The following is a 24,054-nucleotide window of genomic DNA, read 5'->3' as shown; positions in this document are numbered from 1 at the left end:
AAGGCGGCGGTCAGAGCAGACGGGCCATGACCCCCGCCGTGTCGATCATGCGGTTGGAGAAGCCCCATTCGTTGTCGTACCAGCTCACCACGCGGCCAAGCTGTCCCTCGAGAACGGAGGTTTCCAGGCTGTCAACGGTCGAACTCGCGGGGTGGTGGTTGAAGTCCGAGGAGACGAGCGGCTCGTCCGTATAGTCGAGCACTCCCTTCATCGCCCCCTCGGCCGCCTGCCTCAACGCCTCGTTGATCTCCTCGACGGAAGTCTCACGGCTGGGGACGAACACCAGATCCACGAGGCTGACATTGGGTGTCGGCACCCGCACGCTCGAGCCGTCAAGCTTGCCCTTCAGTTCCGGCAGCACCAGTCCCACCGCCCGCGCCGCGCCGGTGGTGGTGGGGATCATGTTCTGCGCCCCTGCGCGGGCGCGCCGCAGATCCGAGTGCATCTGGTCGAGCATCCGCTGATCGTTGGTATAGGAGTGGATGGTGGTCATGAACCCGCGCTCGATCCCGATGACGTCGTGCAGAACCTTGGCCACCGGCGCGAGACAGTTCGTGGTGCAGCTGGCGTTGGAGACGATCACGTCCTCGGCGGTAAGCGTGGCTTCGTTCACGCCGTAGACGATGGTCTTGGACACGCCCGTGGCCGGTGCGGAAATCAGCACCCGCCTGGCACCGGCGTCCAGATGCGGCCGGGACGCCTCGTCCGACTGGAAGAAGCCGGTGCATTCAAGCACGATGTCCACGCCCATGTCGCGGTGCGGCAGCTTGCCCGGATCGCGTTCCGAGGTGACGCGGATTCTGCGCCCGCCGATCACCAGCGTGTCGCCGTCGGCCTCGACCGCGCCGGGGAAGCGGCCATGCGTGGTGTCGTAGGCGAAGAGCAGCGCGTTGGAGCGCGTGTCGGCGAGATCATTGATGGCGACCAGCTCAAGGTCGTGATCGCTCCGTTCCAGCAGCGCACGCGCGACCAGGCGTCCGATCCGTCCAAAACCGTTGATTGCAACCTTGGTCGCCATGCGCACCGCTCCTGTTCCGTTGGTCAGTTGGTCAGTTTGTCGTGGATGCGGTCAGCGATGCTGTCCGCCGTGAATCCGAACTTGGCGAAAACGTCCTTCGCCGGCGCCGACGCGCCGAAACGGTCGATCCCGATGCGCAGCCCACGCGTCATGGTGAACCGGTCCCACCCCAGCGTTGCGCCCGCCTCGATCGACACGCGCAGGATTTCGTCAGGCTGCGCGTCGGGCAGGATGTCCTCCTGATAGTCGCGCGGCTGCTGGGCGAAGAGCTCCATGCACGGCATCGAGACCACATCCGCGCCCACCCCTCTGCTCTCCAATAGATCGGCCGCGGCAAGGGCAAGGTGAACCTCCGACCCGGTCGCGATCAGGATGACCCGCCGCGGCGACCTTGCCTCTCTCAGCCGGTAGGCGCCGCGTGCGCAGCGATTGCTCTCGGGCGTCCACTCGGCATCGGCATCGCCCCGGACCGGCGGCAGGTTCTGTCTCGACAGGGCGAGGACGGAGGGCGTTCCCGGAGTGGCAAGCGCCAGCGCCCAACATTCGGCCGTCTCGATTGCGTCGGCGGGCCGAAACACATTGAGGTTGGGGATGAGCCTGAGGCTCATCAGGTGCTCGACCGGCTGGTGGGTGGGTCCGTCCTCTCCCAGACCGATGGAATCGTGAGTGAAGACGTAGACCACCTGCGCCTGGCTGAGCGCGGACAGGCGGACGGCGTTGCGGCAATAGTCGCTGAAGACGAGGAACGTGCCGCCATAGGGCACGAGGCCGCCATGCAGCGCCATCCCGTTCATGGCGGCGGCCATGCCGAATTCGCGGATGCCGTAGTACACGTAACGCCCGGCGCGGTCGTTCCGGGTGAAGGGCGTCATGCCAGCCGCCTTCGTGTTGTTCGATCCGGTCAGGTCCGCGGAGCCGCCGACAAGCTGCGGGATGGCGGGTGACAGCCGGTCAAGCGCCATCTGCGACGCCTTGCGCGTCGCCACCGTCTGCGGGGCGGTCGCCAGTTCGCGGATCAGCGGCTGCACCGCGGCGGCGGCACGGTTCTGCAGCCCCTCCGTCGCGCTCCGCAGTTCGTTGATCCTGTCACCCGCCCGGTCACGCCAGCGGGCGTGCTCCGAGGCGGCGCGGCGCCCCGCGTCTCTCCAGTCCGCCAGGATGTCGTTCGGGATGACGAACGGTTCGTGCGGCCATCCGAGCGCCTCGCGCGTTGCGCGGGCCTCGTCGATGCCGAGCGGCGCGCCGTGCAGCGCCTCGGTTCCCTGAAGGTTCGGGGCACCCTTGCCGATGATCGTGTGGCAGATGACGAGCGAGGGTCGCACCTGCTCCTGCGCGGCTTCGGTGAGCGCCGCATCCACGGCATCAACATCGTGGCCGTCGCATTCGAGCACATGCCAGCCTGCCGCCCTGTGCCGCGCGGCGATGTCTTCGCAGGTCGACAGCTCGGTCGAGCCGTCGATCGTGATGCGGTTGCTGTCGAACAGCACGTTGAGGCGACCCAGCCCGAGCTGTCCGGCCAGCCCGACGGCCTCGTGGTTGATGCCTTCCATCAGGCACCCGTCACCGGCGATCACCCAGGTGCGGTGATCCACCAGATCATCCCCATGAAGAGCGTTCAGATGCCGCTCGGCCATGGCCATGCCGACAGCCATGGCCACGCCCTGCCCCAGCGGACCCGTGGTGCACTCCACGCCGGGAATCAGGAAGTTCTCCGGGTGGCCGGCGCAGACGCTGTCGAGGCGGCGAAACCGCCGCAGATCGTCGCGCGTCGGCTGCGCATACCCGGTGAGATGAAGCAGCGCGTATAGCAGCATCGACCCATGCCCCGCCGACAGGACGAAGCGGTCCCGGTCCGGCCACGCCGGATCGGCGGGATCGTGCTTGAGGTGTCTGGTCCACAGGACGGTGGCGGCGTCGGCCATGCCCATGGGCATCCCCGGATGACCGGAATTGGCTTCTTCGACGGCATCGATCGCCAGAATGCGCACGGCGTTGGCCATGTGCTGTAGACGTTCGCTGCTTGCCGCCATTCCGACGCTCCCGAAGTTACAGGGCGGCCCTTGCCGCCGGGCACCGGCACTGCGCGAGTCGTGCGGGCGGCCTTGCCTTTGCGGACAGGGGGCGGTGGGGTCAAGCGGGGCGGGTCGCGCCTGTGCCAGCCGGACACGCTCGCGCCAAGGCACAGCGCGGTTTTGCGCCGGGTGCGAAAAGCCTTTACCGTCCGCGGCATGTCGAACACTTCCCACGCCGACGCGCTCAGCAGGATTGCCGCTGCCACCGACCGGATCGAGCGGGCGAGCGCACAGGTGCAAGCCATGCGGCCGGGCGACGAATTACTGCGCACGGCGGCGTCCCAGGCGCTGAGCCAACTCGACACGCTGCTCGCCGAGCTCGAGAGGTGAAGGAAGTCGCCCTCGTCGTCGGCGGCCGTCGCCACCTCCTCGCCTGTCCGGCGGAACAGGAGGCGCATGTGCGCGCGCTTGCCGCCGACATCGACCGCCGGCTGGCGGGATTGCCGAGGCACGCGACCAACGATGCCAGAAACCTGCTGCTGGTGGCGCTGACCCTGGCGGACGAGTTGGGTGACCTCCAGGCCCGCGTGGAACGCGGTCCGACCAGCGCGCCCAAGCCTCGCTCCGCTTGCGCCGACAAGGCGGAAGAGGACGCGCCGGGCGCCGCCCTGCACCGCCTCGCCGACCGGCTCGAATCCTGCGCTGCACTCCTTGAGGAACTGGCAGCGTCTCCCTAGGTTTGCCGCGGCGGGACTGCCCGGCACGAGCCGCAAGCGAACATCCCTGAGGCTATAAGCAATCCTTGGGAGCTGTCCCTGTCCGGAGAATCGGGTTCGTCCCGGCGATCTGGATACACGGCGCCCACCTGACGTTGAGGCGTCAGAGGATTTCCCGGCAACGACCCATGGTGGTTCCGCCACTTCGTCCCCTCGAAAGGAGCACCCGGTGACAGGCACGCCGTGCGCAGACATCGCCGCGTCAAAGAACGCCCTGCGACGCAGGCTGCGCGCGGCCCGGCGAGCACATGTGGAGGCGCTTCCCGAGTCGACGCGGGCGCTCCTGTTCCTGCGTCCGCCGACGCAGATCCTCGGGCGCATCCCGGAGCAGAGCACCATCGGCCTGTATGATCCATCGCCCTTCGAGGCGCCGACACAGGGTTATGCGCGGTTCTTCTTCGAACGGGGGCATCGCCTTGCCCTGCCGTCTTTCTCGACGCGCAGCAGCCCCATGCACTTTGCGCCATGGTCCGATCCCTATGCGGACGATGGCCTAGCGCCCGGTCCTCACGGGCCTCGCCAGCCCCGGATTGCGGAACCGCCGTGCGAGCCGCAGGTGCTGATGGTGCCGCTGCTCGGTTTCACGGCCGAAGGCGACCGGCTCGGCCAGGGCGGCGGACATTACGATCGTTTTCTGGCTGCACGCACCGACATGCTCGTGGTGGGTCTCGCCTGGGACGTGCAGGAGGTTCAGGACATGCCGCGCGAGGCGCACGACCGCAAACTCGATTACGTGGTGACCCCGAGCCGCGTGCTGGGGCCGTTCTGATGCGCCGTGAACCGACATGGCGCATCCCCGTCGGCCTGCTGGCGCTGCTGGCGGCGCTGATCGTCTACGGCCTGATCATCGCCCGGTATGTGCCGGAGATTGTCGGCGCCTGGCCGGCGTTGCTGCAGACGGTGGTGTATCTGGTGCTCGGCCTGATCTGGCTGCTGCCGCTGCGGCGCTTCCTGATCTGGATGGAGACGGGCCGCTTGTCGCCGCCCGACGGAGCGCGAGCCGACGAACAGGAACCCTAGTGGCGCGAGTGACGGGGCTCGAACCCGCGACCTCCGGCGTGACAGGCCGGCGCTCTAACCAACTGAGCTACACCCGCGCAAATCGGGCTGAAGCGCCGCTAGGTGCCGCGCCAGTAAGCCAGCTTGGCGGGGGTGTCAACGCGTCCGCGAAGGATATTTGCGCCCGTCGTCACCTTCCCGCCGCGCCCGCTTCAGGGAACCAGCAGCAGCGCGGGCGTCTCGATCAGCTTCTTCAGCGCCTGAACGAACGAGGCGGCGTCGTGGCCATCGACCACGCGGTGATCGCAACTGATCGACAGGTTCATCAGCTTGCGTTTTTCCACCCGCTCGATGCCGGCGGCGTCGCGCACGAACATCGGCCGCTCCACGATCCGGTTCGGCCCGATGATCGCGACCTCGGGCCGGTTGATGACCGGCGTGGTCGCGACCCCGCCAAGCGGACCGAGCGAGGTGATGGTGAGGGTCGATCCGCTCAGTTCCTCCGACGTGATCGAGCCGTTCCGCGCCGCATCCGCCAGACGCGCGATCTCGCGGGCAAGCTGATAGATGTTGCGGGCCTGCGCGTCGCGGATGACCGGGACCATCAGGCCGCCGCCCGTCTGCGTGGCCATGCCCAGATGCACCGATCCGTGGCGCGTCACGATGCCCGCCTCGTCGTCATAGCGCGCGTTGATCATGGGGAACGCCGGCAGGACCTTGCACACCGCGGTGATCAGCAGCGGCAGGAGCGTCAGCTTGGGCCGTTCGCCACGACCGGCGTTGAGCTGCGCCCGCAGCTGTTCAAGCTCCGTGACGTCGATTTCCTCGACATAGGTGAAGTGGGGGATTGCCCGCTTGGCGGCGGCCATGTTCTGCGCGATGCGCTTGCGCAGCCCGATCACCTTCACCTGTTCGTCCGCACGGGCGGCACCGGCGGGCGCGAAACCGCCCGACGAATAGGCAAGGAACTGGTCGAGATCGGCATGGCGGATCCGCCCGTCGGCGGCCGGACGCACCTCGCGCAGGTCGATGCCAAGATCGGCGGCGCGCTTGCGGACGGCCGGGGATGCCAGCGGCCGCGCACCGTCCGCCTTTTCCGCCGGGGGCGGCGCCGCCTGCGCGTCCGGTCGGACCGGCGAGGCGCTCGTCCCGGCCGGCGCGGCCTTGTTGCCGGCCGCAATGGCCGCATCCGCATCGCCGGCGTCGGGATTTTCCGCGTCCAAGCGCGCCTCGACCTGCGCGTCCGCGGCTGCCGGCGCCGTGTCGGCGGCGCGCGGGGGTTCGGAGGCCGCCGTCGCGGCATCAACCTGCGCACGGGTTCCGGGTTCCGGCGGCGCGTCGCTGTCGGTGTCGATCACCACGAGCATGGAACCGATGGCAACGATGTCGCCGACCTCACCGGCCACTTCCAGCACCGTGCCCGCCACGGGGCTTTCCATCTCGACCGTCGCCTTGTCGGTCATCATGTCGGCAAGCTGCTGGTCTTCCTCGACACGGTCGCCCGGCTTCACGTGCCAAGCGACGATTTCCGCCTCGGCGATGCCTTCGCCGATATCCGGAAGGTTGAAGGTGAACTTGGCCATGGGGAATCAATCCTGAAGCAAGCGGTCCATCGCCTCGCCGATGCGGACGGGTCCGGGGAAATACGCCCATTCAAGGCTGTGGGGATACGGCGTGTCGAAGCCGGTGACGCGCATCACCGGCGCCTCGAGATGGTAGAACATCCGCTCCTGCACCAGTGCCGCCAGCTCGGCGCCAAAGCCGCTCGTGCGGGTCGCCTCGTGCACCACCATGCAGCGTCCGGTCCGCTCGACCGAACGCGCGATCGCCTCGATGTCGAGCGGGACGAGGGTTCTCAGATCGAGCAGGTCGATGTCGATGCCCTTCTCGCGCGCCACCGCATCGACCACATGCACCATCGTGCCGTAGGCGAGCACCGTCATCGCCTCTCCTTCGGAGACGCGGCGCGCCTCTCCCAGCGGAATGCGGTAATGCCCCTCCGGCACCACGCTGTCGGGGTGCCGCTTCCACGGCTCGACCGGGCGGTCGTAAAAGCCCGAAAAAGGGCCGTTGTAGATGCGCTTGGGTTCGAAGAAGATGACCGGATCGTTGTCTTCGATGGCGGCGATCAGCAGCCCCTTGGCGTCGTGGGGCGTTGACGGGATGACCGTCTTGAGGCCCGCGACATGCGTGAACATCGCCTCCGGACTCTGGCTGTGGGTCTGGCCGCCGAAGATCCCCCCGCCGAAGGGGGAGCGCACCGTGAGCGGCGCGGTGTACTCTCCCGCAGAGCGGTAGCGGATGCGCGCCGCTTCGGAAACGATCTGGTCGAGGCCGGGATAGATGTAGTCGGCGAACTGGATCTCGGCCACCGGCCTCAGCCCGTAAGCACCCATGCCGATGGCCGCGGCGATGATGCCGCACTCGGAAATCGGGGTGTCGAACACGCGCGTCTTGCCGTACTTGGCCTGCAATCCGGCCGTCGCCCGGAAAACGCCGCCGAAATAGCCCACATCCTCGCCGAAGATCATCACGTCCGGATCCCGCGCGAGCATGATGTCGAGCGCCTCGTTGATGGCCTCGATCATGTTGAGGCGCCGTTCAGCCGAAGCGTCGGCTCCCTTCGCCGGAGCGGTCATGTCCGCGCTCATCGCCCGTGCAGCCCTTCGGGGAACTTCACCTCGCGCTCGCGGAGGGACTGGGCGCATTGTTCGGCGAGGTGCCAGGGCATCGTTTCGTACACATCCTCGAACATGGTTTCGAACGGCTGGTGCAGGCCGTGACCGAGAATGCCGTTGCGCTCCGCCTCCTTCGTGGCGGCACGCACCGTTTCGGCACAGGAACGGTCCATCGCCGCCTGCCGGTCCTCGTCCCACTCGCCCAGCGCGATCAGATGGTCGCGCAGACGGGCGATCGGATCGCCGAGCGGCCATTCCTCGCGCTCGTGCGCGCTGCGATAGCCTGCCGGATCGTCTGACGTCGAATGCCCCTCCGCACGATAGGAGAAGAACTCGATCAGTGTGGGGCCGGCATTGGCGCGGGCGCGGTCGGCGGCCCAGCGTTCGGCGGCATAGACGGCGAGCGCGTCGTTTCCGTCGACGCGCAACCCGGCAAGGCCGTACCCGATCGCCCGCGCAGCGAAGGTCGCGCGCTCACCCCCGGCGAAGCCGGAGAAGCTGGAGATTGCCCACTGGTTGTTGACCACGTTGAGGATGACCGGAGCGTTGTAGACGGCCGCAAAGGTGCAGGCGGCGTGAAAATCGCCTTCCGCCGTCGACCCTTCGCCCACCCAGGTGGCGGCGATGCGGCTGTCGCCCTTGCTCGCACTTGCCATGGCCCAGCCGACCGCCTGCGGCGTCTGTGTCGCCAGATTGCCGCTGATGGTGAAGAAGCTGTGCGCCTTGGAGGAGTACATGATGGGCAGCTGCCGGCCCTTCAGCGCGTCGCCCTTGTTGGAGTAGATCTGGTTGATCATCTCCACGAGCGGGTAGCCGCGCGAGATCAGGATGCCCTGCTGCCGGTAGGAGGGGAAGACCATGTCGTCCCCGGCAAGCGCCATGGCCGCGCTGACGGAGGTTGCCTCCTCGCCGGTGCATTTCATGTAGAAGCTGGTCTTGCCCTGCCGCTGCCCGCGGAACATGCGCTCGTCGAAGGCGCGGGTCAGCGCCATGTGCCCCAGCATGGTGCGCAGCGTGTCGGCGTCGAGCTTGGGATCCCAGGGACCGTGTGCCCTGTCGTCCTCGCCAAGGACGCGGATCAGATCGGTGCACAACCCATGCGTCTCGCTTGCGGGACAGCGTTCGTCGGGCCGGGCCTGTTCACCCGCACGGCTGACGCGGACATGGGAGAAATCCACCGCATCGCCGGGACGGTAGCGCGGCTCAGGAACGTGCAGCGCGAGTGCGGGCCGGTTGCCCCCGCCCCGCGCGGTGTCCTGCACCTGTTCCGCCATTCAGCACTCTCCCCTTGTCTCTGGATGCAGCCGCTAGGATCATTTGCCCGCGATGTCGAGACGGCGCCGCCGGCCTACACCGCCACCGATGCCGTCAGCGGCGGCAAGGGAGTGTAGTCGAGAACCTCGAAATCGGAGATGTCGTACGCGAAGATCGACGCGGGCCGGCGCCGCAGCACCAGCCTCGGCCGCCCGACCGGCCGGCGTTCAAGCTGGCGCTCGACGAGATCCGCATGCGATTCGTAGAGATGCACGTCACCGCCGGTCCAGACCAGCTCGCCCGGCGCCAGTCCTGTCTGCTGGGCCAGCATCCGCTGGAGCGTTGCGGCCGTCCAGAGGTTGAAGGGCAGGCCCAGCGCGACGTCGCAGCTGCGCTGGTACAGCATGCCGTTCAGCCGCCCGTCGACAACATGATACTGGTAGGTCTTGTGACACGGCGGCAGCGCCATTTGGGCAAGCTGCGCGACATTCCAGCCTTCGATGATGTGTCGCCGCCCCGCGGGGTCACGCCGCAGGCTCTCCACCACCTCGGCGACCTGGTTGACCGGCTCGCCCGGCTCGTAGGTGCCGTCCGGCCGGTACCGGTATGTGGGCCAGGCGGTCCACTGCCGCCCGTAGACCGGGCCGAGGTCGCCCCACCGCTCGGCGAATTCTTCGTCGGCAGCGATCCGCGCAACGAACGCCTCGAGCGACAGGGCGTCGCCCGTCTCTCTGACATAGCGGGCGTGCGGCCATTCGTTCCAGATCTTGACCCCCTGGAGGACGAGGGGACGGATGTTGGTCGAACCGCTCAGGAACCACAGCAGTTCGCGCGTGGCCGTTTTCCAGTAGACCCGCTTGGTGGTGAGCAGGGGCATGTGACCGTCTGCGAGATCGAAGCGCAATGTCGCCCCGAACACGGAGCGGGTGCCGACACCGGTGCGATCCATCCTGCGGCTGCCCCGCGCCCAGACGTCCCGCATCAAAGCGAGATACTGTTCCTCCGGATGGGTGGACGCCGCGTCTGCCATGCACGCGCCTTAGCCGCAAATTGCGCGCTTGCCACCCTGCCGGCACCCTCCTATAGCGCCGCCTCTGCCTTGCCTGACCCGTCGGGGTCGGGCCCGGTCGGGGAGTAGCTCAGCCTGGTAGAGCACTGTCTTCGGGAGGCAGGGGCCGGAGGTTCGAATCCTCTCTCCCCGACCACGTTTCTTCACCGCATCTTTCACCTTTGCGCCGACCATCCGGCGTGGCTCTTGCCTGTGGCGGAGGCCGCGCCATATGCCGCCGATGGATGACGCAGATCCCGGCGCTGGCGCGCGGCGATGGCAGCAGCGGGCCGTTCCGGCGGGGCGGATGTCGCGGCTGGCGGGGTTCGGCAGGCTGGCCGGCGGGATTGCCGGCAATGTGCTGACCGAAGGGGCGGCGCGCTGGACCAGGGGAGAGCGCCCGCGCCTTAACGATCTTCTGCTCACCCCCCGAAACGCCGCCCGGCTGACGGATGAGCTCGCCCAGATGCGAGGCGCGGCGATGAAGATGGGACAGATGCTGTCGCTGGACGCCGGTGATCTGCTTCCCCCCGAGCTGTCCGGCATCCTCGCCACGCTGCGCGACCGCGGGTCCACCATGCCCACGACCCAGCTTGACGCCACCCTGCGGGCCGAATGGGGCACCGACTGGCGGCAGAGGTTCCGCCGCTTCGATCCCCGGCCCGTGGCCGCGGCCTCGATCGGACAGGTGCACCGCGCCGAAACGCGTGACGGGCGTCAGCTTGCCGTCAAGGTGCAGTATCCGGGGGTTGCGCAAAGCATCGACTCCGACGTCGACAACATCACGTCCCTGCTGCGGCTTTCGGGCATGCTCCCGCCTTCGCTTGACCTCGGACCCGTGCTGACGGCGGCAAAGCGGCAGCTTCACGAAGAGGCGGATTACGAGCGCGAAGGCGCCATGCTGGCGGCCTTTGCCGACCAGCTGCGCGGCGATGCCCGCTTCATCGTGCCCGAACTGGACCGGACACTCACCACGGCGCGGATCCTCGTCATGAGCTTCGAGGAAGGCAGCCCGATCGAGTCGCTGGCGAGCGAGGCACAGGCCCTGAGGAATTGCGTGTTCGCGCATCTGGTCGAGCTGGTCGCACGGGAATTGTTCCAGTTCGGCATGATGCAGACCGACCCCAATTTCGCCAATTACCTCTACCAGCGCGCGAGCGGTCGCATCGTCCTGCTGGATTTCGGCGCGACGCAGACGGTGCCGGAGCATGTCAGCGGCACCTACCGGCGCCTGATCACCGCCGGGCTTGCACAGAACTACGCGCGGGTGCGCGACGAGGCGGTGGCCGCCGGGTTCCTCGGCGCGCAGGCCGTCGTCCGGCACCCTGATGCGGTGGCCAAGGCGATCGCCATCATTGTCGACGAGATGAACCGGCCCGGTCCGCTCGACTTCGGCGATCGCTCGTTCGTGCCGCAGATCCGGGAGGAAGCGATGCCGATCGCCCGCGACCGGGAGTCCTGGTCGATCCCGCCGGCCGAGCTGCTGCTGGTCCAGCGCAAGGTGAGCGGAACCGCGCTTCTCGGCGCCCGGCTCGGCGCAGCCGTGGATGTGCGGGCGATCCTGCAGGAGGTGATGGGACCGCCTCCGACCGTTCAGCCGCCGCGCAGCAGCTGAACGCCCCAGTCGCGCTCCATCAGGTAGAGCAGCGTGCGGGCCGCCTGGCCCCTCGGACTGTTCAGCCCGCCGTCCCGCTCCATCAGCAGGAGGGCATCGTCGTGAGCAACCGGCAGCAGGCGCTGGACCTGCTCCAGCGAGGCGATGCGGAAGGCGGCCTCGCCTGACTGCCGCGTGCCCATCAGTTCGCCTCCGCCGCGCAGGCGCAGATCCTCTTCAGCCAGATGGAAGCCGTCCTGCGAACTGCGCAGCAAGGCAAGGCGTTCGCGGGCGGTGTCGGACAGGCTGCTTCCCCTGAGCAGCAGGCAGGTGGAACGGCCCGAGCCGCGACCCACCCGCCCCCGCAGCTGGTGAAGCTGGGCAAGGCCGAAGCGTTCCGCCTGCTCGACGATCATCAGCGTCGCATTGGGAACATCGACGCCCACCTCGATGACGGTCGTGGCGACGAGCACGGCCGCCTCCCCGCGGGCGAACCGCTCCATTGCCGCGTCGCGGTCTTCCGACGCCATCTGGCCGTGCACCATGACCACGGCGTCGCCAAAGCGGGACCGCAGCGCCGCGAAGCGTGCCTCGGCGGCGGCGATGTCGCTGTCGACGCTCTCATCGGCACGCACCATCGGGCACACCCAGTACGCCTGCGCTCCGCCGGCGACGTGCCGCGAGAGCCCGTCGATCACGTCCTCGATGCGCTCGAGCGAGGTCACCCGCGTGTCGATCGGCTGCCGCCCGGGCGGCCTTTCGTCGAGCCGGCTGACGTCCATTTCTCCGTATTGGGCGAGGGTCAGGCTGCGCGGGATGGGTGTCGCCGTCATCGCCAGCGTGTGCGGCGCCCGCTCGCCCTTGCTCGCGAGCATCAGCCGCTGCGCCACCCCGAAGCGGTGCTGCTCGTCGATGACAACCAGCCCCAGATTGCGATACGCCACCGCGTCCTGGAAGATCGCATGGGTGCCGATGAGCAGCTGGATGCTGCCATCCATCAGCCCCATCAGCTTGGCCTCGCGGACCCGTCCCTTGTCCCGCCCGGTCAGCAGCGCGACGTTGATGCCGGTCGGCGCGGCCAGACGGGTCAGAGTGTCGGCATGCTGCCGCGCCAGCAACTCGGTCGGCGCAAGGAGCGCCGCCTGCGCCCCGGCCTCGACGGCCGCCAGCATGGCATGGAGCGCGACCACGGTCTTTCCCGAGCCGACATCGCCCTGAAGCAGCCGCAGCATGGGTGTCGCTTGCCGGAGATCCGCGTCGATCTCGGCGATGCTGCGCACCTGCGCGGCCGTCAGCGCGTAAGGGAGACGCAACGCCGCGCGCAGCCGGCCGTCCCCCGCCAGCGGCCGGCACGCGCGCCGCCGCCGGTCGGAGCGCACCAGCGCGAGCGCCAGCGCATTGGCCAGCAGCTCGTCATAGGCGAGACGGTTGCGGGCGGCCTCCTCCTCGCCGCCATGCGCCTGTCGCAGCGCGTCCAGCCAGGATGGCCATGCGCGGGCGGCGCGCAACCCCGGCTCGATCCATTCCGGCAGATCCGGTGCCCGCTCCAGCGACTGCGCCACAAGCGCGGCGATGCGCGGCTGGGTCAGGCCCTCGGCCAGGGCGTAGACCGGCTCGATCCGGTCCGTGATCTGCGCCTGCGCATCGAAAACATGATCTGGATGCACGATCTGGAGCGTCTGCCCGAAGCGGTCGAGGCGCCCGGCAATCGTGCGCCGGGATCCCTCGGGCAGCAGCTTGCGCGCCGCAAAGGCCGCCTTGCCGAAATAGACGAGGTCGCAGTGATCGCCCTCGTCGTCCCTCGCCGCAATCCGCAACGGCGCCCGCCGGCTCGCAGGCGCCCTGTGCGCGCCGATGCTGAGCGTCACGACGATCTGCTCGCCGACGCGCGCCTCGTCCAGGACGGCGACCGCGCGCCGGTGCACATAGCGTTCGGGAAGATGATAGAGCACGTCCCGAACCCGCGTGAGGCCAAGCCGCTCGAGCGGCCTGGCGATCTTCGGCCCGACCCCGGTCAGGCTGTCGACCTGCGCGAACACCGGGTTGAGAACGGCAGGACGCATCGCCGCGCCCTTATACCGCCTTGCGCGGGTCTGACGAGTGCCCTAACCGGCGCCCATGCCCGATCCCGTCCGTCTCGCGCGTGCCCGGTTCCGCGCCTGGCATCGCGGCACCCGTGAAGCGGATTACGTCATCGGGGGCTTCTTCGACCGTTACAGCGCCGGCTGGTCTGACGACGACCTCGGCTGGTTCGAGGCCCTGCTCGAGGAAGAGGACGTCGACATTCTCGCCTGGGCGATGGGCATGGCGCCGCCTCCGCCGCACCTGTCCGGACCCGCGCTCACACTGTTCCAGCGGCTGGACTATGTGCGGGTCGGATGAGGCAAGGCGCTTGCCGCCGCGTCGTCTCCGGGCGGCCTGTCTGCGCCGAGGATTGCCATGATTGATCTCCAGCGCATCCTCGCGGCGCGCACGCCGCTGACGCTCGCGCGGGTGGTGCGCGGCAGCCAGCCGCTGCTCATGGCCGACCTTGCCCGGGCATCCCGCCTCAGGGCCGTGTTCATCGCTCCCGATGACGCCGCGATGCGCGCGGTGGCGGAAGGGGCGACGTTCTTCGCACCGGAACTGGAGGTGATCGAATTTCCGGCGTGGGATTGCCTGCCCTACGATCGGGCCAGCCCGGCTCTCGCCGTAAGCGCGCAGCGGCTGTCCGCACTGCACCAGCTGCAGGACGGCGCCAGGGCTGGCGGGCGGCGACAGCTGCTGGTGACCACCGCCAACGCGATTGTTCAGCGTGTCCTCACCCCGTTCCGCATCCGCGAGGCGGTGCGCGCCTTCGCGCCGGGAACGGAGATCGGCCGCGACAGTCTCGCAGCCCTGCTGACCCGGCAGGGGTATACGCGGGTCGACACCGTCGTCGACGCGGGCGAGTATGCCATCAGGGGCTCGATCGTCGATCTCTACCCGTCTGGCCTCGATGCCGGGTTGCGGATGGACTTCTTCGGTGACGAGCTGGAGTCGCTGCGCCTGTTCGACCCGGCGACACAGCTCACGACCGGCACGCTCGAGCGGCACCTGCTGCTCCCGGCGAGCGAGGCACTGCTGGACGAGGCGAGCATCCGGCGGTTCCGGTCCCGCTACCGCGAAGCGTTCGGCGCGGTCGCAACACAGGATCCGCTCTACGAAGCGGTCAGCGAGGGGCGCCGACTCGCAGGCATGGAACACTGGCTGCCCATGTTCGAGGAGAGGCTCGACACGCTCTTCGATCATCTGGACCCGAGCGACGTTGTGGTCATCGACCAGGCGGCGCTGCAGGTGGCGCGCGACCGGCTCGCGGACATTGCGGACTTCCGGCAGGCCCGCACCGAGGCGTCCGGGCAGCGGGCCGGCAGCTACCGCCCCCTGCCCACGGACGCGCTTTATCTTACGGAAACGGAGCTAGACCGGCGGCTGGAGGCAACGCCCGTGCACAGCGCCACCATCTTCGCCCAGCCCGACGGCGACGCACTCGACTTCGGCTTCACCTCGGCCAGAGACTTCGCCGCGGAGCGTGCGCGCGGGGAGAACGTCTACGCGGCGCTCAGCACCCATCTGAGCGCAGGAAAGGCCCAGTCGGTGCGCACGGTCATCGCCGCCTATTCGCCAGGCTCGCGCGACCGGATCGCCTCCATCCTTGCCGAAGCGGGCATCAGGACCGCGCACGCCGAAGGCTGGCAGTCCGCCGTGGGCGCGGCGGCGGGCGGCACCGTGCCGATGGTCGTTCTACGCCTGGAGCACGGCTTTGCCAGCGACGATGTCGAACTGCTGACCGAGCAGGATCTGCTCGGTGACCGCCTCGTGCGGCGGCAGAAGGCCCGGCGCAGCGCGGACGCCTTTCTGGCCGAGCTGTCGGCTCTTCAGAGGGGCGACCTCGTCGTCCATGCCGATCACGGCATTGGCCGTTATCTGGGCCTCGAACCGGTGCGGGTCGGCAAGTCGCAGCACGACTGCGTCGCGGTGGAGTATGCGGGCGGCGACAAGCTGTACATCCCGGTCGAGAACCTGGAAGTGCTCACCCGCTATGGCTCGACGGAAGAGGCGGTCCGGCTTGACCGGCTCGGCGGCGAAGCGTGGCAGCGTCGGCGGGCGCAGCTCAAGGACCGCATCCGGGCCATCGCCGGCGACCTCATGCGCACCGCCGCCGCGCGTGCCCTGCGCAGCGCCCCGTCTCTCGCGGTGGACGAGGCGGCGTATCATCAGTTCCGCGACCGTTTTCTCTGGGAGGAGACGGAGGACCAGGACCGCGCCATCGCCGACGTCCTCGCCGATCTGGAGTCCGGGCGCCCCATGGACCGGCTGGTGTGCGGCGACGTGGGTTTCGGCAAGACGGAGGTTGCGCTTCGCGCCGCCTTCGTGGCCGCCCTGTCCGGTGTTCAGGTCGCGGTGGTCGCCCCCACCACCCTGCTCGCCCGGCAGCACTTCGCCAGTTTCGAGCAGCGCTTCGCCGGCTTTCCGATCCGCATCGGCCGGCTCTCGCGCCTCGTGCCGGCGAAGGAAGCCCGCGAGACACGGGAGGGGTTGAGCAGCGGGCAGATCGACATCGTTGTTGGAACTCACGCGATCCTCGCCAAAACGGTGTCGTTCAAGAACCTCGGACTGGTGATCGTCGACGAGGAACAGCGCTTCGGCGTCACCCACAAGGAGCGGCTGAAACAGCTACGCGCGGACGTGCACATGCTCACCCTGACCGCGACGCCCATCCCGCGCACCCTGCAGATGGCGATGACCGGGCTGCGCGAGCTGTCCACCATCCAGACTCCGCCCGTCGACCGGCTGGCGGTGAGAACCTATGTCAGCGAGTGGGACGACGTGGTCATCCGCGAGGCTCTCCTGCGCGAGCATCACCGTGGCGGCCAGAGCTTCATCGTCGTGCCGCGCATCGCCGACATGGACGAGGTCGAGGAATGGCTGCGTGCCCATGTCCCCGAAGTGCGCTTCATCTCGGCCCATGGCCAGATGGGCGCGGCCGAGGTGGAAGACCGGATGGGCGCCTTCTACGAGGGACGTTACGACGTGCTGCTTTCGACGACCATCGTCGAAAGCGGTCTCGACATCCCGTCCGCGAACACGATCATCATCCACCGCGCCGATCGGTTCGGGCTGGCGCAGCTCTACCAGCTGCGCGGCCGCGTCGGGCGCTCGAAACTGCGCGCCTATGCCTATCTGACGTGGGCCGCCGGCGCCGCGCTCTCCGAAACGGCCGAGAAGCGGCTGAAGGTGCTGTCGGACCTCGACTCGCTCGGCGCGGGCTTTCAGCTCGCCAGTCGCGACCTCGACATCCGCGGCGCGGGCAACCTGCTCGGCGACGAACAGTCGGGGCACATCCGCGAGGTCGGCTTCGAACTCTACCAGTCAATGCTGGAGGACGCGATCCTCGCCGCCAAGGCCGGCGAAGCAGGGCTCGAGCGCCGCACGGACGCGGCCACGCCGCAGATCACGGTGGATGCGCCGATCATGATCCCCGAGGATTACGTGCCGGATCTCGCGGTGCGAATGGCCCTCTACCGCCGCTTGAACGACGCCCGGAGCACGGCCGAGATCGAAAGCGTGGCGGCGGAAATGATCGATCGCTTCGGCCCCCTGCCGCAGCCGGCGTCGAACCTGCTGCAACTCCTCAAGATCAAGATGCAGGCGATCGCCGCCAACATCGCCAAGATCGACGTCGGCGCCGCCGGGACACTTGTCGCGTTCCACGAGGACATTTTCCCCGATCCCGCCGGGCTGCTCGCCTATGTGGAGCGGCTCAAGGGCACGGCGCGGCTGCGCCCGGACATGAAGCTCGTCATCAACCGCGTCTGGCCCAATCCGGCCGCGCGGCTGAACGGGCTGCAGCAGCTTACGAAAGGGTTGAGCGCCGTTGCCACCCGCCGGGGCAAAGCCGACACCGGCGAGGTGGCTCGACGTGCGTCCTCCTCTCAGCCGGCCGGCGCATAGCGGACAAGTTGCGCCGCGGTGAGCGGGCGCGAAGCGAGATACCCTTGAAAGCGGCTGCAACCCTCGGCCCGCACCACGTCGAGCTGGGCCTGTGTCTCCACGCCTTCGGCCACCACCTCGAGCGACAGCGCCCGTGCCATGGCAAGGATCGCGCGCAGCACCGCCCGGTCGCGCCCGTTTCCGACCACGTCATCGAGCATCGAGCGATCGAGTTTCAGCCCATGCAGGGGCAGCATCTTGAGATAGGCGAAGTTGCAGAATCCAGCGCCGAAATCATCCAGCACGATGCGCACGCCGCGCTTCTCCAGCCTGCCCAGCACCTCGCGCGCCTGCGCCAGATCCCGGACCAGCGCCTGCTCCGTCAGTTCGACGGTCAGGCGCTCGGGCGCAAAGCCGCATCCGTCGGCGATCGCCAGCAGCTCGCGGTCGAACGTGCCGGTCGCGATGTCCGCCGCGGTCACGTTCACGGCCAACGGCACGTCGACCGGCCATCCCGCGGCCTCGTGCAGGGCCGTTGCGATCACATGCCGGGAAAGCTGCGGCACATGATCGGCGCGTTCCGCCAGGGTGAACAGCACCGAGGCGCCCAGCTGCCCCATCTCGGGATGGTTCCAGCGGGCCAGCACCTCCGCACCCACGACGCGGCCATCGCCCACCGCGTGAACCGGCTGGTACACGACGCCGATCTCGTCCCGGTCGATGGCGCAGAGAAGGTCGATCTCGAGCTGGCGGCGGCTGGCACCAAAGCTTCCTTCGGAACCATCCGCCCACCCGACGCGGGACACACCGGCAGCCCGCAGGGTCTGCAGGCCGGCCGCCGCCTTGTCGAGCAGATCGCCCGCAGTGTCCCCCGGCCTGCCACGCACCATGGCGACGCGCGGCCACAGGCGGATGCCGACGGGCGTGTCGGGCGTGCAGAGCGGCACCGCCAGCATGTCCGCCAGCGCTTCGGCCAGCCACTGCCAGCGCTGGCGCGTGCAACCGTTCCGTACGGCGAGAAAGAAGCTGCTGCCGCCCAGACGGCCGAGCAAGGCTTCCTCGTCGGCGAACTCGTCGTCCGCGAACATCGCGATCCGCCGCGCGGTTTCCAGCAGCACGCGGTCGCCGACAGTGACGCCGAAGGCCAGATTGAGCGCGCTCAGCTCGTCGAGGGCGATCAGCATGCAGTGCAGTTCGGCATGACCCGCATCGCGCCAGCGCTCCAGCACGGCGACGACCTGATCGCGGGTGGAGAGGCGCGTCAGCGGGTCCGCGGGCGCGGCGACATGAACGGCGCCTTCGCTCACGCGCGACCCGGTTCGCAGTGGCGTGGTGCAGCCATGGTCGAGCGGATTGCCAACAAAGCGTTTGCGGATTAGTTAAGGCATTCCCCTCATTCACCTGCGAAGGCTGCCGCCGCCCTTGAAACAATCGTCGCCGCGCCGGCTGGCTCTCGTCGCCTCGGATGTCGCGAGAGCGCAGGAGGCGGCGGTCGAGTTCGCCGCTGCCGCCGATTGGCACACGCTTGACGATGCCGACCTGGCGGTCGTGTTGGGCGGTGACGGGTTCATGCTGCAAACGCTGCATGCCATGCTCGACAGCGGCATCGTGCGTCCCGTCTACGGCGTGAACCTGGGAACCGTCGGGTTCCTGATGAACCGCTTCCGCGCGCCGGCCAAGATCCTGCAGAAGCTGCACAAGGCGCGCGCGATCGCGGTCTCGCCGCTCATCGCCGAGATCGTCACGCGCGAGGGGACGGCCCACCGCTGCAACGCCATCAACGAAGTGTCGCTGCTGCGCGAGACGCGCCAGACCGCCAAGATCGTGGTGGAGGTCGATGGCCAGGTGCGCATCCCTGAGCTGGTCTGCGACGGGGTGCTGCTGTCGACGCCGGCGGGGTCGACGGCCTACAACCTGTCGGCCAACGGCCCGATCCTGCCGCTGGACTCGCGCACTCTCGCGCTGACACCGATCAGCCCGTTCCGGCCGCGTCGCTGGCGCGGAGCCATCCTCCCGGACCGCAGCACCGTGACCTTCCGGGTGATCGAGGCGGACAAGCGCCCCGTCTCCGTCGTGGCCGACCAGAAGGAGATCCGCGATGTCGCCAGCGTCAGCATCGCCACCGCGCCCAAACAGGCGCTCGAGCTCCTGTTCGATCCGGGTCATGCACTGGACGAGCGGATCGTGTCCGAGCAGTTCGAATTCTGACGCAGCGCGTCTAGCCCCTTGCCAAAGGAACCGCTCGTCCATATAGCGCCGCCCTGCCCCCTCCATACCGCTTGGGGGCCGCTCCCCGATAGCTCAGCGGTAGAGTAGGTGACTGTTAATCACTTGGTCGTTGGTTCGAATCCAACTCGGGGAGCCAGCTTTTCTTCCGCGCCGCCGACAGCATCGGGCTGAGCGGACGTGTGCAACCTCTACCGCCTGGACTTGCCTGCAGCAGCGGTTGCCAGCCTCTTCAGGGTGCCGCCGTCCACGCCGACGAATGCCGGCGGCGAGGTCTATCCGGGCCAGCCGGGGCTCGTCGTCACCGACACCGCTGCCCGCGCCATGGTCTGGGGCTTTCCGCTCGGCAGGCGCGGACGCTCGGGCGAGCGGTTGAAGCCGCGTTTCATCAACAACGCCCGCGACGACCGGCTGGACAGTCCGTTCTGGCGATCGAGCCTCGTGCACCGGCGTTGTCTCGTGCCGATCAGCGCCTTTGCCGAAGCTGCCGGCGAACCGGGGCACAAGACCCGCACCTGGATCAGCCACCCGGCGGGCGATCTGCTGGCGGGCGCCGGCATCTGGCGCGAGAGCGAGGAATGGGGTGCCTGTTTCTCGCTCGTCATGACCCGGGCAAACGCGCAGCTGTCCAGCGTGCACGACCGCATGCCGGTGCTGCTGCACCCGCGTGACTGGCACGACTGGCTGCGTGCGCCGGCGGACGACGCCCGCCGCCTCTGCCTGCCTTACGATGGTGACCTGCGTGTCGAGAAAACGTCACAGCGGTGGAACAGCCGCCGTCCGCCGTCCAGCGCATGATGCCCTTGAAGCGACGCGCCCGGCCTTCGGCGCGCCGCTCTCTGGCGCGAGGCGTCGTCAGGCCGGGGTCACGGCGCGCGGCCCCATGGCGCCGTGGCAATGCTTGTACTTGCTGCCCGACCCGCAGGGACAGGGCGCGTTGCGGCTGATGTTCTGGTCCGCATACGGGTTCTCGACGAAGGCTCCGCCGGGACCGGCGGCCGCCTGCGGACTTCCGGCCAGCGCGCCGAACAGCGCGGCCTGACGTTCCGAACCATCCCCGTCGTCGCTGTTGTCCAGACCCGTGAGCGGGTCGATGTGGCCGGTGAGGAACTCCGGCAGTTCGGGAAGGACGATCTGCGGCATCGGCTCCGGCATCCGCAGGTCGAGCCGGGCAAGCTCGCCGGTGATGTCCTCGCGCATCGTCTCGATCATCTTCTCGAACAGGGTGAAGGCTTCCTGCTTGTACTCGTTGATCGGCTGTTTCTGGGCGAGGCCGCGCAACCAGATCACCTGCCGCAGCGCATCAAGGGTGGCGAGGTGTTCCTTCCAGTGGTGGTCCAGGCGGCGCAGCAGGACGGACTTCTCGATGGTGCGCCACAACGACGGATCGAGCGCCTCCTCCTTGGCGCGCATGAGCGCGTCCACTTCTGCGAGGATCCGCTCCTCGATCAGCTCCGGCTCGACCTGGTCCTCCTCGAGCCAGGCATCGATCGGCGGAGTGATGCCGAGCACCCGTTCCAGCCTATCCTTGAGGCCGTCGATGTTCCATTGCTCGGGGTAGGTGTTGGGCGGGCAAGCGTCCGCAACCATGGCGTTGATGGCATCGCGCCGCATGTCGACGACGACATCGGCAACGGTTTCGCTGTCCATGATCTCCGCGCGCTGCTCGTAGATGACCTTGCGCTGATCGTTCATGACGTCGTCGTATTCGACGACCTGTTTGCGGATCTCGTAGTTGCGCGCTTCCACCTTGCGCTGCGCCGTCTCGATCGCCTTCGACAGCCATTTCGAGCCGATTGCCTCCCCGTCCTCGAGACTTGTGTTCATCATCCGGCTGAACAGGGTGTCGGGTCCGAAAATGCGCAGCAGGTCGTCCTCAAGGCACAGGTAGAAGCGGCTGAGGCCGGGGTCGCCCTGCCGGCCCGAGCGTCCGCGCAGCTGGTTGTCGATGCGGCGGCTTTCATGCCGTTCGGTGCCGAGCACGAACAGACCGCCCGCCTGCTTCACCTGTTCCTTCTCGGCAGCAACTTCCGCCTTGATGCGCTCGATCGCCGCATCGCGCTCCGGACCCTCCGGCAGGTCGCGCAGCTCGTCCTCGATGCGGAACTCGACATTGCCGCCCAGCTGGATGTCGGTGCCGCGGCCGGCCATGTTGGTCGCAATCGTCACAGCCCCGAGCCGGCCTGCCTGCGCAACGATGTGCGCCTCCTGCTCGTGGAAGCGGGCGTTGAGAACCGCGTGCTTGACGCCCTCCTGGTCGAGAAAACTGGACAGCAGCTCCGACTTTTCGATGCTGACCGTGCCCACCAGCACCGGCTGGCCGGTTTCGTTCTTCTCCCGGATGGCCTTGGCGATGGCGCGGAACTTGTCCTGCGTGTTCTTGAAGAACTGGTCTTCCTCGTCGATCCGCTGCACCGGCACGTTCGTGGGGATCTCCACAACGTTCATCTTGTAGATGTCCCAGAACTCGGCCGCTTCGGTGGCGGCGGTGCCGGTCATGCCGGCCAGTTTCGGATACATGCGGAAGTAGTTCTGGAACGTGATCGACGCCATCGTCTGGTTTTCGGGCTCGATCTTCACGCCCTCCTTGGCCTCGACTGCCTGGTGAAGCCCGTTTGACCAGCGGCGTCCCTCCATCATCCGGCCGGTGAATTCGTCGATGATGATGATCTTGTCGTCCTTGACGATGTAGTCGATGTCGCGCTTGAACATGATGTTCGCCTTGAGCGCCTGGTCCAGGTGGTGCACGACCTGGGTGTTCTCCACATCGTAGAGGTTGGGCGTCGCCAGCAGGCCTGCCTCGTTAAGCATCCGCTCAATCGCGTCGGTGCCTTCCTCGGTCCAGCTGATGTTCTTGGTCTTCTCGTCGGCCTCGTAGAAGGAGGGGTCGATCTGCTTTACGATCGCGTCGATGGCGAGGTAGAGTTCCTGCTTGTCCTCCGTCGGGCCGGAGATGATGAGCGGGGTGCGCGCCTCGTCGATCAGGATCGAGTCCACCTCGTCCACGATGGCGAAGTTGAAGGGGCGGTGCACCATCTGGCTCCGCTCGTGCTTCATGTTGTCTCGCAGATAGTCGAAGCCGAACTCGTTGTTGGTGCCGTAGGTGATGTCCGAGTGATAAGCCTCGCGCCGCTCGTGTTCGGCGAGATTGGGCACGATCACGCCTACGGTCAGCCCGAGAAACCGGTAGATCTGGCCCATCCATTCGGCGTCGCGCCGGGCAAGGTAATCGTTGACCGTCACCACGTGGACACCCTTGCCCTCGATGGCGTTGAGATAGGTGGCGAGCGTCGCCACGAGGGTCTTGCCCTCGCCGGTGCGCATCTCGGCAATCTCGCCGCGGTGCATGACGATGCCGCCGATGAGCTGCACGTCGAAATGACGCATGCCAAGGACGCGCACCGACGCTTCGCGCACGGTGGCGAACGCCTCGGGCAGAATGTCGTCGAGAGTCGCGCCACCGGCCAGCTGCTGCCGAAACTTTTCGGTCTGCGCCGCCAGCTCCTCATCGGAAAGTGCCTGAAGTTGCGGCTCCAGCGCATTGATCTGGGAGACAATCTTGCCGAGCGACTTGACGTAACGCTGATTGGACGAGCCGAACAGGGACTTGGCGATGGACTGGAACATGGATGGCGCTCCTCGGCGCTGGAACAAGAGGAAAAGCTCCCCGGGCAGGTCGCCGCAGAGAACGGAAGGTGCGGGGTGATCCTTGACCGCTATTCGTGGGCGCGATCGATGCGCAGGCGAACGGACGCACGGCCTGGCACCTGGGCTTTCAGTCCTGTCTGGGCGACCGCCAGCTCCGGCGCCGCGTCGAGTGGTTCGTGCCGGGGCCGCACGAGAGCGGCCAGGGCGTAGGCGCACGCAGCGGATGCGTTCTCCCGACCCTCCACGGCCGGAGCTTCCACAGCCGCGTCACGCGCAAAGGCGGGCACGCCGGCAATCGTGAGGCCGGTCAACAGCGCGAAACAGGCGAGCAGGCGGTGAAACACCATGCGCCTATATAGGGAACAGGGGTTCATCGTCCACTGTCTGCGCGGCCGCACGCCCGCCGGGGTCAGTCTTCCATGACCCAGCGCACCGTGCTGTTGTACTGCCCGCTGACTGGCCGCTGATCCTTGTCCAGTGCCGGGTAAAAGCGGGCGCGGGTCATGACGGTGGCGCAGGCGCGACTGTCGAAGGCGGCGACCCCGCTCGACAGCGTGATCGTGCATTCCACAACTTCGCCATAGGCATCCACCCCTACCCGGAACCGCAGCACGCCCTCCATGTCGTTCAGGAGAGCGGCCTGCGGATAGTCTTCGCTGTTGATCCAGCTTTGCGGGCTGGTGCGCGGCAGCGGCTGTCGCGGATGCGCGCGCAGCTCCGCCTGAGTGTATGTCAGCCCATGTGCCGGGTGATCCGCCGCCCCTGAGATACGGCCATAACCGCTGACGCCGCGTTCGAGTGCGACAACGAAGCACCAGCGCACTTGTTCTCGCACAACCGCGTTGCAAG

General features: G+C 67.9%; 20 protein-coding genes, 3 tRNA genes and 1 other RNA gene. 12 read left to right on the top strand and 12 right to left on the bottom strand.

Translation table 11 applies throughout. The features are described 5' to 3' along the window. Nucleotides 1-10: 10 nt before the first annotated feature. Entirely contained in the window at nucleotides 11-1,018 is a 1,008-nt protein-coding gene (gene gap, locus ETO60_RS06070; protein WP_130003745.1) for a type I glyceraldehyde-3-phosphate dehydrogenase, read from the bottom strand. A gap of 23 nt (nucleotides 1,019-1,041) precedes the next feature. Beyond that, nucleotides 1,042-3,048, bottom strand: coding sequence for a transketolase (tkt, locus tag ETO60_RS06065; protein ID WP_130003743.1), 2,007 nt, complete (start codon nucleotides 3,046-3,048; stop codon nucleotides 1,042-1,044). Nucleotides 3,049-3,246: 198 nt separating this feature from the next. Between tkt and ETO60_RS11235 the strand changes: the two genes are divergently transcribed. From ETO60_RS11235 to ETO60_RS06045, 5 genes are all read left to right on the top strand, one after another. Further along, complete coding sequence (locus tag ETO60_RS11235; RefSeq protein ID WP_165362128.1) at nucleotides 3,247-3,420, top strand: hypothetical protein; 174 nt, start codon at nucleotides 3,247-3,249, stop codon at nucleotides 3,418-3,420. Then, nucleotides 3,417-3,767 carry a cell division protein ZapA gene (locus ETO60_RS11230; protein ID WP_165362127.1) on the top strand — a complete coding sequence of 117 codons (351 nt, stop codon included), beginning with the start codon at nucleotides 3,417-3,419 and terminating at the stop codon, nucleotides 3,765-3,767. The genes ETO60_RS11235 and ETO60_RS11230 overlap by 4 nt, the downstream gene beginning before the upstream one ends. A gap of 10 nt (nucleotides 3,768-3,777) precedes the next feature. Further along, nucleotides 3,778-3,948: non-coding RNA, 6S RNA (ssrS, locus tag ETO60_RS06055), on the top strand. Nucleotides 3,949-3,975: 27 nt separating this feature from the next. Then, nucleotides 3,976-4,575 (top strand): 5-formyltetrahydrofolate cyclo-ligase, encoded by a 600-nt coding sequence (locus ETO60_RS06050; RefSeq protein WP_315850269.1) that lies wholly within the window; start codon nucleotides 3,976-3,978, stop codon nucleotides 4,573-4,575. Then, the gene (locus ETO60_RS06045; protein WP_130003739.1) at nucleotides 4,575-4,826 is read left to right on the top strand and encodes a DUF2842 domain-containing protein; all 252 of its coding nucleotides are present in this window, start codon (nucleotides 4,575-4,577) and stop codon (nucleotides 4,824-4,826) included. Before ETO60_RS06050 ends, ETO60_RS06045 begins: the two co-directional genes overlap by 1 nt. Here the strand turns inward: ETO60_RS06045 and ETO60_RS06040 are convergent. From ETO60_RS06040 to thyA, 5 genes are all read right to left on the bottom strand, one after another. Next, nucleotides 4,827-4,903: transfer RNA gene (locus tag ETO60_RS06040), tRNA-Asp, on the bottom strand. 114 nt (nucleotides 4,904-5,017) lie between these two features. Beyond that, nucleotides 5,018-6,388, bottom strand: a complete 1,371-nt coding sequence (locus ETO60_RS06035; RefSeq protein ID WP_130003737.1) for a dihydrolipoamide acetyltransferase family protein — start codon at nucleotides 6,386-6,388, stop codon at nucleotides 5,018-5,020. A 6-nt stretch (nucleotides 6,389-6,394) separates the two neighbouring features. Beyond that, on the bottom strand, nucleotides 6,395-7,456 hold the full coding sequence (locus ETO60_RS06030) for an alpha-ketoacid dehydrogenase subunit beta (RefSeq protein WP_234026358.1): 1,062 nt from the start codon (nucleotides 7,454-7,456) through the stop codon (nucleotides 6,395-6,397). After that, nucleotides 7,453-8,757 (bottom strand): 3-methyl-2-oxobutanoate dehydrogenase (2-methylpropanoyl-transferring) subunit alpha, encoded by a 1,305-nt coding sequence (locus ETO60_RS06025; protein WP_130003733.1) that lies wholly within the window; start codon nucleotides 8,755-8,757, stop codon nucleotides 7,453-7,455. The genes ETO60_RS06030 and ETO60_RS06025 overlap by 4 nt, the downstream gene beginning before the upstream one ends. Nucleotides 8,758-8,831: 74 nt before the next feature. Continuing rightward, nucleotides 8,832-9,767, bottom strand: a complete 936-nt coding sequence (gene thyA, locus ETO60_RS06020) for a thymidylate synthase (protein ID WP_130003731.1) — start codon at nucleotides 9,765-9,767, stop codon at nucleotides 8,832-8,834. Nucleotides 9,768-9,865: 98 nt separating this feature from the next. Between thyA and ETO60_RS06015 the strand changes: the two genes are divergently transcribed. After that, a tRNA-Pro gene (locus ETO60_RS06015) sits at nucleotides 9,866-9,942 on the top strand. A gap of 150 nt (nucleotides 9,943-10,092) precedes the next feature. Next, nucleotides 10,093-11,400: an ABC1 kinase family protein gene (locus ETO60_RS06010; protein WP_234026357.1), complete on the top strand. Its 1,308-nt coding sequence runs from the start codon at nucleotides 10,093-10,095 to the stop codon at nucleotides 11,398-11,400. On the opposite strand, the gene recG is transcribed toward ETO60_RS06010, so the two are convergent. Beyond that, complete coding sequence (recG, locus tag ETO60_RS06005; RefSeq protein WP_130003727.1) at nucleotides 11,379-13,442, bottom strand: ATP-dependent DNA helicase RecG; 2,064 nt, start codon at nucleotides 13,440-13,442, stop codon at nucleotides 11,379-11,381. The genes ETO60_RS06010 and recG overlap by 22 nt on opposite strands. 55 nt (nucleotides 13,443-13,497) lie before the next feature. On the opposite strand from recG, the gene ETO60_RS06000 reads away from it, so the two are divergent. After that, nucleotides 13,498-13,761 (top strand): FAD assembly factor SdhE, encoded by a 264-nt coding sequence (locus ETO60_RS06000; protein ID WP_130003725.1) that lies wholly within the window; start codon nucleotides 13,498-13,500, stop codon nucleotides 13,759-13,761. A gap of 57 nt (nucleotides 13,762-13,818) precedes the next feature. Then, the gene (mfd, locus tag ETO60_RS05995; RefSeq protein WP_130003723.1) at nucleotides 13,819-17,352 is read left to right on the top strand and encodes a transcription-repair coupling factor; all 3,534 of its coding nucleotides are present in this window, start codon (nucleotides 13,819-13,821) and stop codon (nucleotides 17,350-17,352) included. On the opposite strand, the gene ETO60_RS05990 is transcribed toward mfd, so the two are convergent. Beyond that, nucleotides 17,334-18,638, bottom strand: a complete 1,305-nt coding sequence (locus ETO60_RS05990) for a GGDEF domain-containing phosphodiesterase (protein ID WP_130003721.1) — start codon at nucleotides 18,636-18,638, stop codon at nucleotides 17,334-17,336. The genes mfd and ETO60_RS05990 overlap by 19 nt on opposite strands. A 115-nt stretch (nucleotides 18,639-18,753) precedes the next feature. Here ETO60_RS05990 and ETO60_RS05985 point away from each other — a divergent pair, with 115 nt between their 5' ends. The 3 genes from ETO60_RS05985 to ETO60_RS05975 all read left to right on the top strand — a co-directional run bounded on the left by ETO60_RS05985 (nucleotide 18,754) and on the right by ETO60_RS05975 (nucleotide 20,355). Then, entirely contained in the window at nucleotides 18,754-19,539 is a 786-nt protein-coding gene (locus ETO60_RS05985) for an NAD kinase (RefSeq protein ID WP_130003719.1), read from the top strand. A gap of 82 nt (nucleotides 19,540-19,621) precedes the next feature. Further along, nucleotides 19,622-19,696: transfer RNA gene (locus ETO60_RS05980), tRNA-Asn, on the top strand. Nucleotides 19,697-19,737: 41 nt separating this feature from the next. Further along, the gene (locus ETO60_RS05975) at nucleotides 19,738-20,355 is read left to right on the top strand and encodes an SOS response-associated peptidase (RefSeq protein ID WP_130003717.1); all 618 of its coding nucleotides are present in this window, start codon (nucleotides 19,738-19,740) and stop codon (nucleotides 20,353-20,355) included. Between the two features lie 57 nt (nucleotides 20,356-20,412). Here the strand turns inward: ETO60_RS05975 and secA are convergent, their stop codons facing one another. The 3 genes from secA to ETO60_RS05960 form a co-directional block, all read right to left on the bottom strand. Then, complete coding sequence (gene secA, locus ETO60_RS05970) at nucleotides 20,413-23,184, bottom strand: preprotein translocase subunit SecA (RefSeq protein ID WP_130003716.1); 2,772 nt, start codon at nucleotides 23,182-23,184, stop codon at nucleotides 20,413-20,415. An 89-nt stretch (nucleotides 23,185-23,273) separates the two neighbouring features. Beyond that, a complete protein-coding gene (locus ETO60_RS05965; protein ID WP_130003714.1) occupies nucleotides 23,274-23,552 on the bottom strand; it encodes a hypothetical protein in 279 nt (92 codons plus the stop codon). A gap of 62 nt (nucleotides 23,553-23,614) precedes the next feature. Continuing rightward, complete coding sequence (locus ETO60_RS05960) at nucleotides 23,615-24,040, bottom strand: energy transducer TonB (RefSeq protein WP_130003712.1); 426 nt, start codon at nucleotides 24,038-24,040, stop codon at nucleotides 23,615-23,617. Nucleotides 24,041-24,054 lie beyond the last annotated feature (14 nt).

It is taken from the genome of Qipengyuania thermophila, from assembly GCF_004153605.1.
Taxonomy (GTDB): Bacteria; Pseudomonadota; Alphaproteobacteria; order Sphingomonadales; family Sphingomonadaceae; genus Qipengyuania_B; species Qipengyuania_B thermophila.
Note: the sequence above shows the minus strand (reverse complement) of the source record. Positions and strands in the feature narration are given on the sequence as shown.

What these genes read in the sequence shown, in the direction of transcription:
- ETO60_RS06045 (WP_130003739.1), top strand. Translation starts at nt 4,575, where the DNA reads ATGCGCCGTGAACCGACATGGCGCATCCCCGTCGGCCTGCTGGCGCTG.
- ETO60_RS11235 (WP_165362128.1), top strand. Translation starts at nt 3,247, where the DNA reads ATGTCGAACACTTCCCACGCCGACGCGCTCAGCAGGATTGCCGCTGCC.
- secA (WP_130003716.1), bottom strand. Translation starts at nt 23,184, where the DNA reads ATGTTCCAGTCCATCGCCAAGTCCCTGTTCGGCTCGTCCAATCAGCGT.
- mfd (WP_130003723.1), top strand. Translation starts at nt 13,819, where the DNA reads ATGATTGATCTCCAGCGCATCCTCGCGGCGCGCACGCCGCTGACGCTC.
- gap (WP_130003745.1), bottom strand. Translation starts at nt 1,018, where the DNA reads ATGGCGACCAAGGTTGCAATCAACGGTTTTGGACGGATCGGACGCCTG.
- ETO60_RS06035 (WP_130003737.1), bottom strand. Translation starts at nt 6,388, where the DNA reads ATGGCCAAGTTCACCTTCAACCTTCCGGATATCGGCGAAGGCATCGCC.
- ETO60_RS06025 (WP_130003733.1), bottom strand. Translation starts at nt 8,757, where the DNA reads ATGGCGGAACAGGTGCAGGACACCGCGCGGGGCGGGGGCAACCGGCCC.
- ETO60_RS06030 (WP_234026358.1), bottom strand. Translation starts at nt 7,456, where the DNA reads ATGAGCGCGGACATGACCGCTCCGGCGAAGGGAGCCGACGCTTCGGCT.
- ETO60_RS06000 (WP_130003725.1), top strand. Translation starts at nt 13,498, where the DNA reads ATGCCCGATCCCGTCCGTCTCGCGCGTGCCCGGTTCCGCGCCTGGCAT.
- ETO60_RS05965 (WP_130003714.1), bottom strand. Translation starts at nt 23,552, where the DNA reads ATGGTGTTTCACCGCCTGCTCGCCTGTTTCGCGCTGTTGACCGGCCTC.
- ETO60_RS06010 (WP_234026357.1), top strand. Translation starts at nt 10,093, where the DNA reads ATGTCGCGGCTGGCGGGGTTCGGCAGGCTGGCCGGCGGGATTGCCGGC.
- recG (WP_130003727.1), bottom strand. Translation starts at nt 13,442, where the DNA reads ATGCGTCCTGCCGTTCTCAACCCGGTGTTCGCGCAGGTCGACAGCCTG.
- thyA (WP_130003731.1), bottom strand. Translation starts at nt 9,767, where the DNA reads ATGGCAGACGCGGCGTCCACCCATCCGGAGGAACAGTATCTCGCTTTG.
- tkt (WP_130003743.1), bottom strand. Translation starts at nt 3,048, where the DNA reads ATGGCGGCAAGCAGCGAACGTCTACAGCACATGGCCAACGCCGTGCGC.